The 16271-nt window shown below is 68.3% G+C and carries 7 protein-coding genes and 2 pseudogenes; 6 read left to right on the top strand and 3 right to left on the bottom strand.

Annotated elements, in window-relative coordinates; all coding sequences use genetic code 11:
* Window positions 1–7 precede the first annotated feature (7 nt).
* On the bottom strand, window positions 8–7573 hold the full coding sequence (locus tag ACTMVF_RS24155) for an SDR family NAD(P)-dependent oxidoreductase (protein WP_441273189.1): 7566 nt from the start codon (window positions 7571–7573) through the stop codon (window positions 8–10).
* A gap of 299 nt (window positions 7574–7872) precedes the next feature.
* On the opposite strand from ACTMVF_RS24155, the gene ACTMVF_RS24150 reads away from it, so the two are divergent.
* Both ACTMVF_RS24150 and ACTMVF_RS24145 read left to right on the top strand, forming a co-directional pair.
* Complete coding sequence (locus ACTMVF_RS24150) at window positions 7873–8325, top strand: hypothetical protein (RefSeq protein WP_441273188.1); 453 nt, start codon at window positions 7873–7875, stop codon at window positions 8323–8325.
* Between the two features lie 182 nt (window positions 8326–8507).
* A pseudogene (locus ACTMVF_RS24145) lies at window positions 8508–9253 on the top strand (transposase family protein).
* A gap of 153 nt (window positions 9254–9406) precedes the next feature.
* Here ACTMVF_RS24145 and ACTMVF_RS24140 read toward each other — a convergent pair.
* Together ACTMVF_RS24140 and ACTMVF_RS24135 are read right to left on the bottom strand one after the other, a co-directional pair.
* Window positions 9407–9634 (bottom strand): annotated as a pseudogene (locus ACTMVF_RS24140) (aldehyde dehydrogenase family protein); the annotation flags it as partial.
* Window positions 9635–9724: 90 nt separating this feature from the next.
* A complete protein-coding gene (locus ACTMVF_RS24135; protein WP_441273187.1) occupies window positions 9725–11848 on the bottom strand; it encodes a glycoside hydrolase family 36 protein in 2124 nt (707 codons plus the stop codon).
* 70 nt (window positions 11849–11918) lie between these two features.
* On the opposite strand from ACTMVF_RS24135, the gene ACTMVF_RS24130 reads away from it, so the two are divergent.
* The 4 genes from ACTMVF_RS24130 to ACTMVF_RS24115 all read left to right on the top strand — a co-directional run bounded on the left by ACTMVF_RS24130 (window position 11919) and on the right by ACTMVF_RS24115 (window position 16182).
* Window positions 11919–12956: a LacI family DNA-binding transcriptional regulator gene (locus ACTMVF_RS24130; RefSeq protein ID WP_441273186.1), complete on the top strand. Its 1038-nt coding sequence runs from the start codon at window positions 11919–11921 to the stop codon at window positions 12954–12956.
* A 144-nt stretch (window positions 12957–13100) separates the two neighbouring features.
* Window positions 13101–14432, top strand: a complete 1332-nt coding sequence (locus ACTMVF_RS24125; RefSeq protein WP_441273185.1) for an ABC transporter substrate-binding protein — start codon at window positions 13101–13103, stop codon at window positions 14430–14432.
* A gap of 2 nt (window positions 14433–14434) precedes the next feature.
* Window positions 14435–15355 carry a carbohydrate ABC transporter permease gene (locus ACTMVF_RS24120; RefSeq protein ID WP_441273184.1) on the top strand — a complete coding sequence of 307 codons (921 nt, stop codon included), beginning with the start codon at window positions 14435–14437 and terminating at the stop codon, window positions 15353–15355.
* Window positions 15352–16182 (top strand): carbohydrate ABC transporter permease, encoded by an 831-nt coding sequence (locus tag ACTMVF_RS24115; protein ID WP_441273183.1) that lies wholly within the window; start codon window positions 15352–15354, stop codon window positions 16180–16182. The genes ACTMVF_RS24120 and ACTMVF_RS24115 overlap by 4 nt, the downstream gene beginning before the upstream one ends.
* The last annotated feature ends 89 nt before the right edge of the window (window positions 16183–16271 follow it).

Below are 16271 nucleotides of genomic sequence, written 5' to 3'. Positions count from 1 at the left end.
CGAGCAATCAACCGGAGGGGCTCACAGGGGCCTTCCCGGGTGTTGCTTGCGCCGGCAACTGAGAGCTTGTGGCAGCGGCGGAGGGGGTTGGTGGGGTCGCGAGGGTGGGCAGCAGCCGATTGTACAGCAAGGTAGTGAGGTCGTGGATGGTGGTGCCGCTGCGCAGAAATTCCATTGGTGGGATGTCGATGTTGAACTGCTGTCGCACCGTGACGAGGAGCTCGGTAGCCATCAGGGAGTCGAGCCCGTATTCATCGAGCCGGCGGTGAGGGTCGAGTGCGTCAGGTTCGGTCTGCATGGCAGCGGCGAGGTTCCGGGTGACGGCCTGCTGTAGAGCGGCGCGGGAGTCCTCAGGGGACATGGCCGTCAGGGAGGCCAGGAACTCCTCCTGGCTTTGGCCGTCGATCTCTTCATCGGCGGGGACGAGCAGGGTGTACCGCGGAGCGGTGACGTTAGGCAGCAGGGTGCGGAGCCGGCTCCAGTTGCAGCGCGCGGCGCCGGCCACGGGAATGTTCCGGGTGAGCACGTCGTCGGCGGTGGCGAAGGCGTCCTTGAGTTTGAGTGGTTCCAGGCCTACGGCAGTGAGCTGGCCGGTGAGGTTGTTGCGGAAGACGTATCCGGTCTCGTCGAGGGCTCCCCAGGCGATGGCCTGAGCCGGCAGCCCGGCCTGCCGTCGCTGTCGGGCCAGAGCATTGAGGTAGAGGTTTCCCGCTGCGTAGGGAGCTTGGTGGATGTTGCCGATATCGGCAGCCATGGAGGAGTACAGGAGGAACAGGTCGAGGTCCCGGTTGCGGGTGAGCCGGTCCAACACCATGGCTCCCTGAACCTTGGGAGCCAGCACCTCCGAGAAGCGCTCGCCGGTCAGCTCGTCCAGTGGTGCGTCATCGAGGTGCATGGCGCAGTGCACCACACCGCGCAGCCGGTGCGCGCCGGCATCGAGGTCGTCGAAGAGGGTGCGCATCGCCGCCTCGTCGGTGACGTCGCCGGAATAGGCGCGTGCCTGCACTCCGCGTCGGGCCATTTCCTCCAGGAGTTCCGGTGCCTCAGGTGCGAGGTGGCCTCGGCGGCTGACCAGGGCCAGATGGCGGGCGCCTCGCTCGGCGAGCCAGCGGGCAGTAGCCGCGCCGAAACCGCTGAGTCCGCCGGTGATGAGGTAGGTACCGTCCGGGTCCAGCCGCATCTGTTCAGGGCGGGGTTCCACTGCCGGCTGCTCGTCCAGGGAGTCGAAGGCGACGACGACCTTCCCGATATGGCGGGAATGCTGCATCAGCGCGAACGCTTCATCGACCCGGGCGGCGGGGTAGGTGCTGTGCAGCAGGGGGCGGTAGTCACCGGCCTCCACATGGTGGCCTACCTGCTCCACGAGCCTGCGCGCCGCCTCGGGCTGTTGAGTCAAGGCGGTCAGGTCGACGCCGAAGAACGCCAGGTTGTTCTTGAAGGGGCGCAGGGAGAGCGGATTGTTCTCCAGGATGTCGAGTTTGCCGAGCTCGACGAACCGTCCGCCTGGACGCAGCAGTTCCAGGCTGCGGCTGATGGCTTCCCCGGCCAGCGAGTTCACGACGACGTCGACGCCCTGGCCATCGGTGAGGTTCTTGATCTGGGGGGCGAAGTCGAGGCTGCGTGAGTCGAGGACGTGCTGGGCTCCGAGCAGGTGCAGTAGTTCGCGTTTGGCTTCGCTGCCGGCGGTGGCGATGACGTGCGCACCTCTTCGGGCGGCGAACTGCAGTACGGCAAGCCCGATGCCACCTGCTCCGCCGTGGACCAGCACCGTCTCGCCCTTGCGCAGCCGTGCCAGGTGCTCAAGGCTGTAGTGGACGGTCGAGAAGGCTACGGGGAGTGTGCAGGCATCTTCGAAGGCCATACCTTCGGGCATGTGGCACACCGCTTGCGCTGGTGCGGTGGTGTGGGAAGCGAGGGTGCCGGCAGCCAGTGCGTAGACCTTGTCGCCGATGCTCAGCCCGGTCACGCGGTCGCCGACGGCGGTGACCACACCGGCACATTCGAGGCCGGGGACGGGGCTCGGGTCGCGCTCCAGGGCCTCGGGGGGAAGAAGTCCGGTCGCGGCCATGATGTCGCGGTAGTTCAGGGCGGCAGCACGCACGGCGATTGTCACCTCCTCGGGCCCCGGGACTGGCAGAGCCACCTCCTCCCACACGAGTTGGTAGGACAGTCCGGGCTTTCGGACGCTGAGGGCGTAGGAGTGAGGCGGCTGGGGTGTGGTGGCGGGCAGCGGCAGGAGGCGAGGGACGAACCGGCCGCCGCGGGTGAGGGCCACTTCGTCTTCCTCGGTGCAGGCACGTAGTTCGTCGGCCAGCCGCCTGGCGTCGGAGTCCTGCTCGGTGGATCGTTCCAGGCTGATACGGCGTACCTGGAGGTCGGGAAACTCGTTGGCCAGGGTGCGTGCGGCGCCCCAGGCGGCGGCATCGGCCACATGGGTGGGATTCTCGGGCGAGGGCAGTGCGCCACTGGGCCGGGTGACCAGCCATAGCCAGCCCGGGGACTCTGAGGCCAGATGCTGGCAGGCATGTGCCATGGCGCGCATGAGTGCAGCACGCCGGGTGGTGTGGGCCACAAGGCGTTCGGGCTCTTGGGGGGCGTCATCGGCGAGCAGCAGTACCAGGTGTACGTCCTGGGATGGCTGGTCGATGGCGCGCTGCCAGTCCCCCGCGTCCTCGCTGGCTTGGATGCGCTGGACCTGGACGGGTGAGGTGCGCGACAGCTCCGCCTCCACTGCGGCAGCCAACAACTCTTCACTCACTGCTTCGGTAGCCAGGATTACGGTGCCTGGTACTTGCTGGTCTGCAGGTGGGGCCGGCATAGGCCGGGGCTTGTCCGAGGCGGTGGCCAGGAGGAGGGAGAGCGCGTCGCGCATCGATCCGGGCAGCAGGTGGCTTTGCACGATGTCGGTGAAGCCGCCCTGTCTGAGCAGCTTGGGCCAGGCGTTGCAGGGCAGCAGCGCTGATACCGGGCGCAGGCCGTGGTCGTTTCGATGGTGCCAGAAGCTGTCGAGTAGGCCGACAAGCGTGGCCAGTGCCTCGGTGGAGTGGGATTCGAAGGCCAGCAAATGCCCGCCGGGCGCCAAGAGCGCGTCGATCCGTCGGACGGCGGCGGTGAGGTCTTTGCCGGTATGGAGCGCGTTGGCCGCCACCACCAGGTCGAAGCTGCCTTCGGTCAGCCCTTGGTCTGCCGGGTCCTCATCCATGTCGAAGGTCCCGAACTCGACGAAGTCGTAGCGGGCGAAACGCTGCCGGGCACGAGAGAGGAAGTACGCGGACAGGTCGGTGAACAGGTATGCGGTGCGATCGGCCGGGAGGAACGGCAGCAGAGCGCTGGTCATTCCGCCGGTTCCGGCACCGACTTCCAGAACACGCAGCGGGCGGTCGGCCGGCCAGCGTCGTGCAAGCTCTTGCACGACTGCCTGAGCAGCCTGGTTGTAGGAACGACAGAAACGTCCGATGTCGTAGAACTGCTCCAATGCGGACGCTGCTCCACCGCCCGTCAGCGTTTCCAGCGCGTCCTCTTGGCCGCGAAAGACTGCCTCTGCGTGAGCATGGCTACGGGCCCCAATCACGAGCTCGCTGGAAAGATCGGGGTGGCTACGCGCAATTTCGCAGAAGAGGGCGCGTGCTTGGGGTGCAGCAGTCATTCGCCATACTCCGCCTTCGGCCGGCTCGGCGATCTCGCGCCACTCCTCCATCGACAGAACGTGCTCGAAGAGGGCAACATGCGACGCTTGTAGTCCTGCACGGACCAGATCTTCAATGGCGAAGGGTACGGCAGGGTCAGGCAGGAGTTTTGCCACGTGCTCGGCAATGCCGTGCACATGCAACCGCTTGAGCAGCCCGATGGCGGCCTCGGGACGCCACTGGCAAGCCGCCTGCTGTACTTCGCTGATCTGTCGCTCGCACGCGGTAGCGATCTCAGTCGTGGTGGGGAGAGCAGCGGGCAGCGTCGAAGCGGCCGGCAGGGGCGCGGCACGCATCTCGGTGTGATATCGCATGGCTGGGGCGCTGTTTGGGTGGGTGAACCGGCGCTGTCGGCAGCCTTCTAGCTCGACGGTGACCGTGCCGTCCTCGTCCATGATGGTGATGTCCCAGCACGTCTCGGCATGAGTGAAGGAACGCTCACGTACGTGGACGAGCCCGCGTGGGGAGGGGGTACGCCAGACACGGACCGCCTCGATGCCGGACGGCAAGTAGCCGGAGCTCTCCTCCAGCACCTTCTCCATGAGGAGCGGCGCGCCGGTCTGCAGGGCCCCGTCCAGCAGAGCGGGGTGCACGGTGAAGGGCGAGTCATCCGCGCGGTGCTCGTATTGGGACAGCACCTCCCGGTCCCCCTTCCACAGTTCGGTCAGTACCTGGAAAGCTGGCCCGTACTGCAGACCCTGCCGGTCCACTTCCGCGTAGAAGTCGACAGCCGACAGGGGGCGGTGGCAGCTCTGACGCAGGTCCGCCACTTCGACCTGGTCGGGTTGGAGACCGAGACGGGCCCGTACGCGGGCGCGCACGTGCTGGCGCGGTTGCTGCGTGAGCTGGTCGGTGCTGGTGATGGTGACCAGTCCGTCGTCGGTGTTGATGGCCAGCTGGGTGTGGACGCTGGAGGCGTCGGCCCATGGCACCACCAGCGCCGTGGCGATGTGCAGATGCTCCACCTCCACGGGTGCCCCCAGGGCGCGCTGGCCAGCAGCCAAAGCCATCTCCACGTAGCCGGTGGCGGGCATGACCACCGAGCCGGCGATCTTGTGATCGATCAGCCAGGGAACCAGAGTCGGCTCGATCGCCCCGTGCCACACAGGGTGCGGACCGGGCATGCGCTCGCCCAGGAGGGGGTGGTCGATGAGACCGGTGCCGCTGGTGCGGACCCAGTCCTGCGGAGCCCCCTGCCAGTGACGGCTGCGCTGCCAGGGATAGGCTGGCAGGTCCACCACCCGTCCCGGCTGCGGGAAGTAGACGCTCCAGTCGAGGTCGGCGCCGGCGGCCATCACCCTTTCCGTGGTCTGGCGCAGGGCGGTCGGCCCGCAGGCGTCGCGCCGCAATGTGGGCACCACGGCCGTCGGCATGCGTTCGCTCGCGACGGCTCGGCGCAGGTAGGAGCGCAGCACCGGATGCGGTCCGATCTCCACGAGCACGTCCGCGCCGTCGGTGAGGACCGCCTTGACAGCGGGCGCGAACTGGACGGTGGCGCGCACGTTGTGCCACCAGTAGCCGGCATCCAGCTCGGTTCCCTCGGTTCTTTTGCCCGTCACGGTGGAGAAGAAGGGGATGCGCGCGGGCGACGGGGTCAGCCCCGCAAGGGCCTCACCCAGCGGCTCCCGCAGCCCTTCCATGGCAGCCGTGTGGAAGGCGTAGTCCAACTCCAGTACCCTGCAGGCAACTTCCCTGACCGCCAGGTCCGACGCGAGCCGCAGCACTTCGTCCTGAGGGCCGGCCACCGTCACGTCGCGTTCGGAGTTGACTGCCGCCAGTTCCACCCCGGGATAGCTGGCGAGAAGCTCCACCGCTTGCTCGGGCGGTAGAGCCACGGCCGCCATCCGGCCACTGCCGACCGTGCGTGCCTGAGCCCGGCTGCGCTCCGCGATGACGCGGGCCGCCTGCTCCAAGCTCAAGGCACCCGCTACGTAGGCGGCAGCTACTTCACCCACACTGTGCCCGACCACCGAAACTGGTGAAATGCCCCGCTTGCGCAACACGGCGGCCGTAGCGACCTGCAGAACGAACAGCAGAGGCTGGGCGGTCTCCGTGGCCGCCATCTCCTCTGCGTTGACCGTAGTGAGCCGGTCAAACACCGCCCAGCCCAGATGCGGCCGCAACACGGCATCCACCTCGTGCACCGCATCACGGAAGACAAGGTCACTGGTGAGCAGGTCGGCCCCCATGCCCGCCCATTGCGAACCGTTGCCGGAGAAGACGAACGCCACCCGCCCGCGCTCCGTGGCCTCACCCACAGCCCCGACGCCGGCGTCCGGCACAGGAAAACCTGGCTGCACATCCGCCTCGTCGTCGGATGCCGGAGACGGGGCGAAGAGCCTGCCCAGACGTTGTTGCGCCTCCTGGGAGGTCCGGGCCAGCACGACCGCTCGGTGTCGGTGCAGCCCGCGGCGCCGGCTCGAGGTGTACGCGAGATCGTAGAAGTCAGCCGGGTCGGCTTGTCGTAGGCACATGCCCATGCGGGCTGCCGCCTCCCGCAGCGCCTGCGCGGAGCGCGCTGAGACGATCACCGGGCGCAGCGCGCTGTCCTCGTCGACCGACTGCCGTGCCGCAGGCACCGTGGCAGGAGCAGGCGCGAGGATGACGTGAGCGTTGGAGCCGCCGAACCCGAAGGAGTTCACTCCCACCACGGGCTGCTCAACCGTCTCCAGCGGCATGGCTTGGGCGACCGGGGCCACGTTGAGCGCCGCGAAGTCGATGTCGGGATTGGCCGGCAGGGTATGCAACGTGGCCGGAGCCGTTCCGTAGCGCAGGACGAGCAGCGCCTTGAACAGGCCCGCCATCCCGGAGGCGGGCTCTAGGTGGCCGAGGTTGGATTTAACCGATCCGATGGGCAGCACCGTGGTGCGGCGCACGCCCAGGGCCCGTCCGATCGCCTGGCACTCGGCCGGATCCCCCACCAGCGTGCCCGTGCCGTGTGCCTCGAAATACACCAGCTCGTCGGGCTCCACCCCGGCCTGTTCATAGACCTGCCACAACAGGTCCTCCTGAGCACGGGGGTTGGGCAAGGACACGCCAAGGGTGCGGCCGTCGCTGTTCGAGCCGCTGCCCAGGATCACTCCATGGATCCGGTCCCCGTCGGCCAGCGCATCCTCCAGCCGCTTGAGGACCACCAGCCCGCCCCCCTCGGCCCGCACGAACCCGTCCGCATGGGCCGAGAAGGGCGCGCACCGCCCGTGCCGGGACAGCATGGACGCCTGCGAGAAGCCCACATAGTGGTAGGGACTGAGCAGCACGTTGGCACCCGCGGCGAGAACCGTACGGCTGGTGCCCTCGTGCAAGGTGCGGCAAGCCCGGTCCAGAGCCACCAGGGATGAGGAACAGGCCGTGTCGATCGCCATGCTGGGACCACGCAGGTCCAAGAAGTGTGAGAGGCGGTTCGCCGCGAGGCTGGAGGCGCCTCCGGCCATGGTGTAGGCGTTGACAGAACGGCTCTGCATCATCTGCAGCGCGGCGTAGGAGGCATCTGAGATGCCGACGTAGACCGCAGTGTCCGAACCGGCCAACTCGCGCGCAGAGAGGGCTGCATCGTCGAGTGCCTCCACCGCCAGCTCCAGCAGCATGCGATGCTGCGGATCCATCCGGGCGGCTTCCTTCGGCGTGATGCCGAAGAAGTCAGCGTCGAAGGACGCCACATCATGCAGGAACCCGCCCGCCGCGGTGTAGCTCTTTCCCGCCCGCGGCATGGCCGAGTCGACGAAGCGCTCGCGGTCGAAACGGTCCGCAGGGGCCTCACCGATCAGGTCCCGCTCCTGCTCCAAGGCCCGCCACAAACCGTCAAGGTCGACGATACCGCCGGGCAGTCGACAGGCGGCACCGACGATGGCGATCTGCCGAGACCGCCCCGGGCTGATATTGGCGTTCACTGAAAGTTCTCCCACCGCAGGCTTCGGCCGCCACGGCGCAGAAAGCCGTGATCGACAGCGCGGATGCTCCCATGAACTTCCATTTCGCCGCGCACGAGGAACTGCAAAGCCCTACTCACGCCAGCCCACCGAGAGCCGGTCGATAGAGGCACTGACCAGCAACAACGACTACCCGCTGAATCCGTTCACTCTACACTTGGGGGGGGTCGAAGATCACCTGAACGAGTGATAGGAAAATCGCGAAGGCTATAAGTTGCTACGCGCGCGAATACCCTCACTGCCGAGATGTGAGGTTAAGCGTGCAGAACTACACCCTGCCGACGCACCTGAGCCTCCTTGCCGCCCCCGACAGGAACGTCTCCGATCACATGAACGAATTGACGCAAAAAGCACTGGTTGGCACATGGCACCTCATCGACATGGAAGTGAAGTGGCGCACTCGCCCAGTCCGCATCTACGCCGAGGGCACACTCGTCTACACGCCGCAGGGGGACGTTTCCGTCGTCATGGAAATCGGCCGCTCACAGCGGTTCCACCTTCGTAAAGCGGTCGCCTACACCGGCCGTTATCACGTCGAGGACAACGAAACGGTGCATCAACTCACCAGCTGCACATGGCCGTTCAATCCGAAAAAGCAACTACGTCGGCGTGCACATCTTCTCCCAGACCGGCGCCTGCGCCTCGTCCCGGTCCGAAAAGGAAACACCGTAACGTGCGCCCTCACATGGCAGCTGGCAGACACACGCCTATGAGAGCGCGTAGCGCAGAGGGGTTATCCACTCATCACCCCAATCGCTTGATCAGTTCCGCCCGACCTACTGAGCCCTTTCCAACCTGAGGGTGGAGGCTGGCAGTTGGCGTGCTGTACGAACTGGTGAAGCTCCTGGTAGACGGGTTCACGACCAAGATCACCCGTGTCTGCCAGGAGCTTCGCGTGCTTGTCTACCCATCGGCGATCGATCTGTCCAGCGCGCACCTGCGCCACTTCGCCCAGCATTTGGCTGCCCGTCGGCGCGAGATCGGCACCCGATGGCGTCGGATCACGCCAGGTCGCCAGTCCTTGCTGGTCCTTGCGCACCTACGTTGCGGTGACACCTACGCCCAACTCGCCGCCGGGTTCGCGACGGTCTACCGCTACATCCGCGAGGCGATCGAGGTCCTGGCCGCGTTCGCCCCCAACCTCACTCAGGCCATGAAGACCATGAGCCGCCTGGCGTTCGTGATCCTCGACGGAACGCTCCTGCCGATCGACCGAATCACCGCGGACACCCCGTACTACTCCGGAAAGCACAAGCGCCACGGCATGAACGTGCAGGTCCTCACCGACCCGTTTGGACGGCTGTTGTGGGCCTCGCCCGCGCTGACTGGATCCACCCACGACCGACCGCCGCGCGTGCCCATGGCATCATCGACGCGCTGGCTGGCGTGGCTCTCAAGTGCTGGGCCGACAAGGCGTACCAGGGCGCCGGCCACCCAATCCGAGTCCCCTTCCGCGGTCGACGCCTCACACGATGGAAGCGTCGGCACAACAGCACCCACGCCAAGATTCGCTGCCTTGGCGAGCAGGCCATGGCTACCCTCAAGGGCTGGCGGCTCCTGCGGAAACTCCGCTGCAGCACTAACCGGATCACCGACATCGTGAAGGCCGTCCTCGTCCTCCACCACGTCACGTCAGCATGAGGTTGGATCAGGCTCAGTGAAGTGGGCCAGCTCCGCGGCCGAGTTCCGCTCGAACCGCTCACCCGCGTTCTGCGGGTGGGTCGGCCGACCTAAGAGGTCATCTCATTTGGACGCTTGAGTTGGCTCCAGTACCTGGCGGGCGTTCTCGGCTCCCGCTGGGACCGCGCGCGTGCCCAGGATGATCGGCGCGTTCCACGGCGCGAACGCGGCGATGACACCGAGGGGTTCGCGGACGGCCAGGCTGACACCGCCCGCTTCCTGGGTGGTGAGGACATCCCCGCGTGGCGTGGTGATGGCGGCGGCCTCGCGCAGCACATTCGCGGCCAGGGCGACGTTGAACAGCGACCGTCCCCGCGTCCCGCCCGCCTCCGCGGCCCTCAGGACTGCGGGAGCACACCGCCGGGGCCGGCGGCCTCTACGCCCCCTCTCGGCCGTTCGTCCTGTACTGCCGGGAGGTGACGATCTTCCCGGTCACGTGAGACGGACCAACAGGACACCGGGCGTACGCGGCAGTGACACCCGCAGCCCGTCCCCGTCCCAGACCGCGGAGCCGGTCGGCGCACAGGACGGGTGCAGGACCTCCGCACCGACCTCCCGGCCCGCCAAGTGCGGTACAGCCAGGCCTAGTTCGGACTCGCCGCCGCGCCGCCAGACCGTGATGTACGACGTGCGGTCGTCGGGCGTCCGCATCCCCAGGGCCAGCCACTCGTCCGTCCATCCGGGCAGACCCAGCGGCCAGAACGGCAGGGCCCGCGCGAGGTCCGGGCGGATCGACTTGTACGTGCTCACCGCCTCCCGCACAAGGGCGAGTTGGCGCTGCGACATCCGGTTCAGATGGCCCGACAGATGGATCCGCCCGAGCAGTGCCCCGCCCAGGGTGAAGGCGATCAGGTCGTCGTCGTACTCGGGCTGCGGGTACGCCCAGACGGCGCCCTGTTCGGGTGGTACGGCCGTCGGTGCGGCGGCGGCGATCGGCGGGTAGCGCAGCGGGTCCTGCTGGTCGCTGGTGGACTGGAGCTGGGACACGGCCAGCGTGGCCGCGTCCATCCGCATCCCGCCCGAGGCGCAGTTCTCGATGACCAGCCGCGGATGCCGGTCCAGCACCTCGGAGAGCCAGTCCAGGTAGGCGTGGGCGTGCCCGAGCAGCCCGGCCCCCGGTGCGAGGTCCCCGGGGGCCAGGGTGCCGGGATCGATCACGATGTTGTAGTCCAGCTTGAGGTAGCCCACGCCCCAGTCGCCGACGATCCGGTCCACCGTCTTGTCGAGGTGCGCGCGGGCCGCCGGATGGCGCAGGTCGAGCTGATGGCGGCCCTGCTCGGTGAGGCGGACGCCGTCGCGTTGGAAGAAGGCGTCCGGCGGGAGCGCGGCGGCGACGGGGCTGTGTACGCCGACGACCTCCGGCTCCAGCCACAGCCCGGGCACCATGCCGCGCTCCCGGATCCGGTTCAGGACCGCCCCGATGCCGCCGTCGGGGAAGCGGCGCGCCGAGGGCAGCCACTCGCCGACGCTGTCCCACCAGCCGCCGTCCGCCGAGTCGTCGTACCAGCCGGAGTCCACGCAGAAGTACTCCGCGCCCGCCTCGGCCGCCGCGTCGATCAGGGGCAGCAGCTTCTCGGTGGTCGGGTCACCCATGAGCGTGTTCATGTAGTCGTTGAAGACGACCGGGAGTGCCGTGTGGTCGGGGTGCGGGCGGCGCACGGCGCGGCGGTACGAGGTCAGCGCGCCCATGGCCGCGTCGAACCCGGAGCCGAGAGCCAGTACCCCCGGCACGGTGGTGAACTCCGCGCCCGGGGCGAGCCGGACCCGCCACTGGTGCTCCGCGTCCGTGGGGCCGTTCAGCGCCAGATACGTGCCGTGCGCGCGTTCGCCCAGGTCCCAGCGCCAGCCGGCCGGGGACTCGATCTGCCACAGCCAGGTCCGGCCGCTCCCCCGGTCCGTCAGCGCCCCCATCGCCAGATGGCCGTCGGTGGGCCAGCTGCCGCGCCCGGCGAGGACGAGGGCGGCCCGGCTGTCGTGCTGATGGGCGTCGACGTTGATGTCGGCGACGGTGTCCCGCAGCGGCTCGGCGTACCAACGGCACTCCGCGAGCCAGTCGTTGCGGGCCCGGTGCACATCGAGGGCGTCCGGTGCGGGCAGGCCGCCGATCAGCAGGCTGCTGACGGACTGGACGACGAGGGGCTCGGGGCCGTCGTTGCGCAGCCGCACACGCGAACGCAGCACCGGCAGTCCGCCGGGGGACGTCAGCTCGGCGAACGCCGTCAACCCGGTGGCCGAGTCGTGGAGTTCGACGGTCAGCCACTCCTGATCGCCCCGCCTGCCGGTGCGGTGGTGCCGGTACTTCAGGCGCGTACCGAAGGCGGTGCCGGTGAAGCGTGGGCCGGACCAGCCGCTGCCGTGCCCGAGGGCGGTGAGCTCGACGAGGGGAAGGGCGGATTCCGGGTGGACGGATGCGGCGGGCACTGACCCGGTGTCACCGAGCCGGACCAGCCGCAGCGTCCCGTCGGGTGCTGTGGCGAACTCGGCCGCCAGGGCCGCATGACCCCAAGTGAACATGACTCGCGTGCCGTTGAGATCCGCGTCGGCCGTACCGGTCAAGGCGCTCCCCTTTGTGAATCCCTCGTTACGGTCTCTTGACGGCCCCCATGTGACCGGTCACAATCCTGGCATGAATGTGACCGGTCACACAAGGCGCCCAGCGAGCATCAGGGACGTCGCGACCGCCGCCGGCGTCTCGTACCAGACCGTCTCCCGAGTGATCAACGGCCATCCCAGTGTCAAGCCGACCACCCGGGACCGCGTGCTCGCCGCCATCGACGAGCTGGGCTTCCGGCGCAGCGCGACCGCGCTCGCCCTGGCCAGCGGACGCAGCAGGGCCGTGACCGTGCTCACCGCGAACACCACTCACTACGGCTATGCCTCGATCCTCCAGGGCATCGAGGAGTCCGCCCGTGCGGCTTCCTACGCGGTCGGCATCGGCGTACTGGAATCGGCGGACGACGCCGCCGTTGCCGCCGAGGTGCAGCGGGCGGCGGACGCGGGCGGCGGGCTGATCGTGATCGCCTACGACCCGGCCGGTGTGCGGGCGCTGAGCGCCGTCCCCGCCGAACTCCCGGTCGTCGGCGTGGTCGAGACTCCGGCGAGCCCGCCCGGCGGCGACCGTCCCTGGGTGTGGACCGACGACCGCGAGGCCGCCTACCAGGCGACCCGTCACCTGCTCTCCCTGGGCCACGAGACGGTGCACTACGTCGCCATCCCGTCCAGCACCCGGCGCACCAGCGCCCGCACCAGCGGCTGGCGGCAGGCCCTGAAGGAGGCGGGAGCCCCCGAACCCCGCCCTGTGCAGGGCAGTTGGGGCCCCGCGGGCGGACACGCGGCGGGCTTGAGGCTGGCGCGGGACCGGGCCGTCACCGCCATCCTGTGCGGCAACGACGACCTCGCGCTCGGGGTGCTCCGCGCCCTGCACGAGAGCGGCCGTGCCGTCCCCGGCGACGTCAGCGTGGCCGGGTTCGACGACGCCCCGCACTCCGCGTATCTGACGCCGTCCCTGACCACCGTACGTCTGGACTTCACCGGGCTCGGGCGGGCCGCGTTCGCCCTGCTGCACGGGGCCCTGGAGGACTCCGCGCAGGTCGCCCCGCATCCCGTCTCGGTGCCGGAGCTGGTGGTGCGGGAGAGCTCGGGGCCGCCGCCCGCCACCGCCTGAGCACCCCACGATCCCGAACGCGCCGCACGATTCCTGAACGCGCCGCCCGATTCCTGAACACACCGCACGGTCCCCGAACGCACCGCATGAGCACCGCTGTTCTGATTCCTGCTTCCTGAACCACCCGTTCGCGAAAGGCACGTGATGAAGACAAGAGCTCTTTCCGCCCTGGCGCTGATATGCGCCCTCGGCCTCGCCGCCACCGCGTGCAGCGATCCGACGGCCGGCTCGTCCGGCGACTCGGGCACGGACGGGAAGCAGGCCGCCGTCGATCCGACCGCCCGCCTCGACGGCGTGAAGCTGACGATGTGGACCGCGCAGAACACGGCCAACGCCCCCAAGCAGGTGATCGAGGCGTTCGAGAAGGCCACCGGCGCGACGGTTCAGACCCAGGCGATCCCGGACCTGTACGAGCAGAACGTGCCGACGAAGCTGGCCTCCGGCGACCGCCCGGACCTGATGTTCTGGCAGCCGTCCATCTCCACGCTGCCGTTCATCCAGCCGCAGCAGAACCTCCTCACCCTCGACGGTGAGCCGTGGGAGGCCAAGCTCGGCGACACCGAGAAGTCGCTCGGCCTGATCGACGGCAAGCGGTACGCGGCGATCGTCACCAGCCCCGCCATGCTCGGCGTCTACTACAACAAGGACGTCTTCGAGCGGGCCGGGCTGAGCGAGAAGGACTTCCCGAAGTCCTACGACGAGCTGCTGGCGCTCGGCCACAAGGTCGTCGACAAGACCGACGCCGCCGCCTTCTACGAGGCCGGCGGCGACAAGTGGCCCCTGCAGTGGCAGATGCAGGTCCAGCTCACCGATCTCGACGAGCAGTGGTGGGACGGGCTCAACAAGAACGAGGAGAAATGGACCGACCCGGTCGTCGTCGGCGCGATCAAGAAGTACAAGGAGAAGCTGCTCGACGCCGGGCTCGCGCAGAAGAACTACCGCACCGGCACGTTCACCGGGCAGGCCGACGCGCTGTGGAAGGGCGAGGCCGGCATGGTCCTCAACGTCACCTCCTTCCAGAGCCAGTTGCAGGCCAAGTACTCCACCGCCGAGATCGACAAGAGGATCGGCTGGTTCCCGATCGCCAACTCCGCCGCCACCGGCATGTACTCGCCCGACCAGACCAACGGTGTGGTCGCCTTCAAGACCGGTGACGACAAGCGGCAGAACGCGGCCCGGCAGTTCCTCGCCTTCTGGCTCGGCCCGGACTACGCCGACTACATCAAGGCGATGAAGATCCCGTCCGTGCAGCCGTCCGTGCCCACGCCCGACGGGCTGCCGCAGACGTCCACGGCCCAGGTCGCGGCGCTGCCCACCGCCATCGGCGTCTTCCAGGCCAAGGCGATCGTCGCCCCGGACACCCACCTCTACCTCGCCGACATGATCTTCGACAAGAAGAGTCCGCAGCAGGTCGCCCAGGCGATCCAGGACCAGTTCGCGCAGGTGGCCAAGGCCCAGGGCGCGCCCGGATTCTGACGATGACTCACACGGTTGTACGTGCCGAGCCCGCGCCGGTGAAGGGCACGCCGAAGAAGGTGGGGCGGCTGCCGCGGGCCGCCGTCCACCACCCCTGGTGGTTCGCGCTCCCCGCGATCGTCGTCTTCGCGGGCTTCTTCCTGGTGCCCAACCTGCTCAACTTCTACTACCCGTTCACCAACTGGTCCTCGTACCACGCGGACATCGCCTTCACCGGCCTGGACAACTTCAAGACGATCGCCGACGACGGCTCGCTGCTCCGCGCGATCCGCACGACCCTGCTGTACGCCCTGCTGGCCGCGCTGTTCCAGAACGGCTTCGGGCTCGTTCTGGCGCTCCTCCTCGAGGCCGACAGCCGCTTCAACCGGTTCTTCCGCGCGGTCTTCTTCCTGCCGGTGCTGATCTCGGCGCTCGCCACCGGTTACGTCTTCCAGGCCCTGCTCGACCAGGACGGAGCCGTCAACTCCGTGCTCGGCACGGACATTCCGTGGCTGGGCTCGACGACCTGGACCCTCGTCATCGTGACCCTCATCCACGGCTGGAAGTGGATGGGCCTGTCCATGCTGATCTATCTGGCCGGGCTCAAGGGCATCCCCGGCGACATGCTCGAAGCCGCGCGGATGGACGGCGCCGGCCCTTGGCGGACCTTCTGGTCGGTGCGCTGGCCGATGCTCGCGCCGGCCGTCACCTTCAACGTCACCACCGCGCTGATCGGTTCGATGAACACCTTCGACATCGTGCAGGCCACGACCGGTGGCGGGCCCGCGGCCTCCACGGAGGTCTTCAACATCTACATGTTCCGGATCTTCGGGCAGGGCCTGTACGCCCAGGCCTCCGCGATGAGCCTCGTCCTCTTCCTGGTCGTGGTCGCGGTGGCGATCCCGCTGGTCGTCGGGTTGCGGCGAAGGGAGCAGCTGCTGTGAACCCGTCCGTCGCATGGCGCTACGGCCGCCCCGCCCTGGTCCTGCTGCTCGCCGGTCTCGCGGTCGGCGTACCGCTGTGGCTGGTCGCCGTCACCTCCGCCAAGCCGCAGGCGGAGGCCATCAAGCCCAACCTCGACCTGCCGCGCACCTGGCAGACCGCCGACAACTACGCGGACGCCGTCAGCCAGGGCGAGATGCTGCGCGGCTTCTTCAACTCCCTGCTGGTCGTGCTGCCCTCGGTCGTGCTGGTCCTGCTTCTCGGGGCGGGCGCCGCCTGGGTCTTCGCCCGCCGCAAGTCGAAGCTGGTGTCGGCGGCGTACGCGCTCTGCATCAGCGGACTGCTGCTGCCGCCCGCGGTCATCACCATCGTGATGGAGCTGCGGCAACTCGGCCTGTCGAACACCCGGCCCGGCATGATCGCCGTCTACACCGGCATGTACCTGTCGACGTCGATCTTCTTCATGACGGGCTTCATCCGCGCCATCCCTCTGGAACTGGAGGAGGCGGCCCGGATGGACGGGGCGACGCCGGCGCGGATCTTCTGGCGGATCATCCTGCCGCTGCTGCGCCCGGTCATCGCCACCGCGACGATCATGGTGATGCTCTACGCCTGGAGCGACATCTTCTACGCCTTCTTCGTCCTCGGCGGCGGCGAGCGGGCCACCCTTCCGCTGAACCTCTACCAGGTCGCCAGCGCCCAGCTCTACCTCAACAACTGGCATCTCGTCTTCGCGTACGTCGTGGTGATGAGCCTGCCCATGGTCGCCGTGTTCCTCGTCGGCCAGCGAAAGATCGTGTCCGGAATCACCAGTGGAGCCGTCAAATGACCGGAGGTCCAGCAGCGTGATCACCCCCGCCCGCGCACGAAGCCGCACCCGACTCCGTACGAGATTCCGTACGGGATTCCGCGCCAGAA

This window comes from Streptomyces sp. SD31 (genome assembly GCF_052068475.1).
In the GTDB taxonomy this organism is placed as follows: Bacteria; Actinomycetota; Actinomycetes; order Streptomycetales; family Streptomycetaceae; genus Streptomyces.
Note: the sequence above shows the minus strand (reverse complement) of the source record. Positions and strands in the feature narration are given on the sequence as shown.

Excerpts from the sequence above, each read along its gene's own strand:
- ACTMVF_RS24130 (WP_441273186.1), top strand. The coding sequence starts at position 11,919 with ATGAATGTGACCGGTCACACAAGGCGCCCAGCGAGCATCAGGGACGTC.
- ACTMVF_RS24125 (WP_441273185.1), top strand. The coding sequence starts at position 13,101 with ATGAAGACAAGAGCTCTTTCCGCCCTGGCGCTGATATGCGCCCTCGGC.
- ACTMVF_RS24120 (WP_441273184.1), top strand. The coding sequence starts at position 14,435 with ATGACTCACACGGTTGTACGTGCCGAGCCCGCGCCGGTGAAGGGCACG.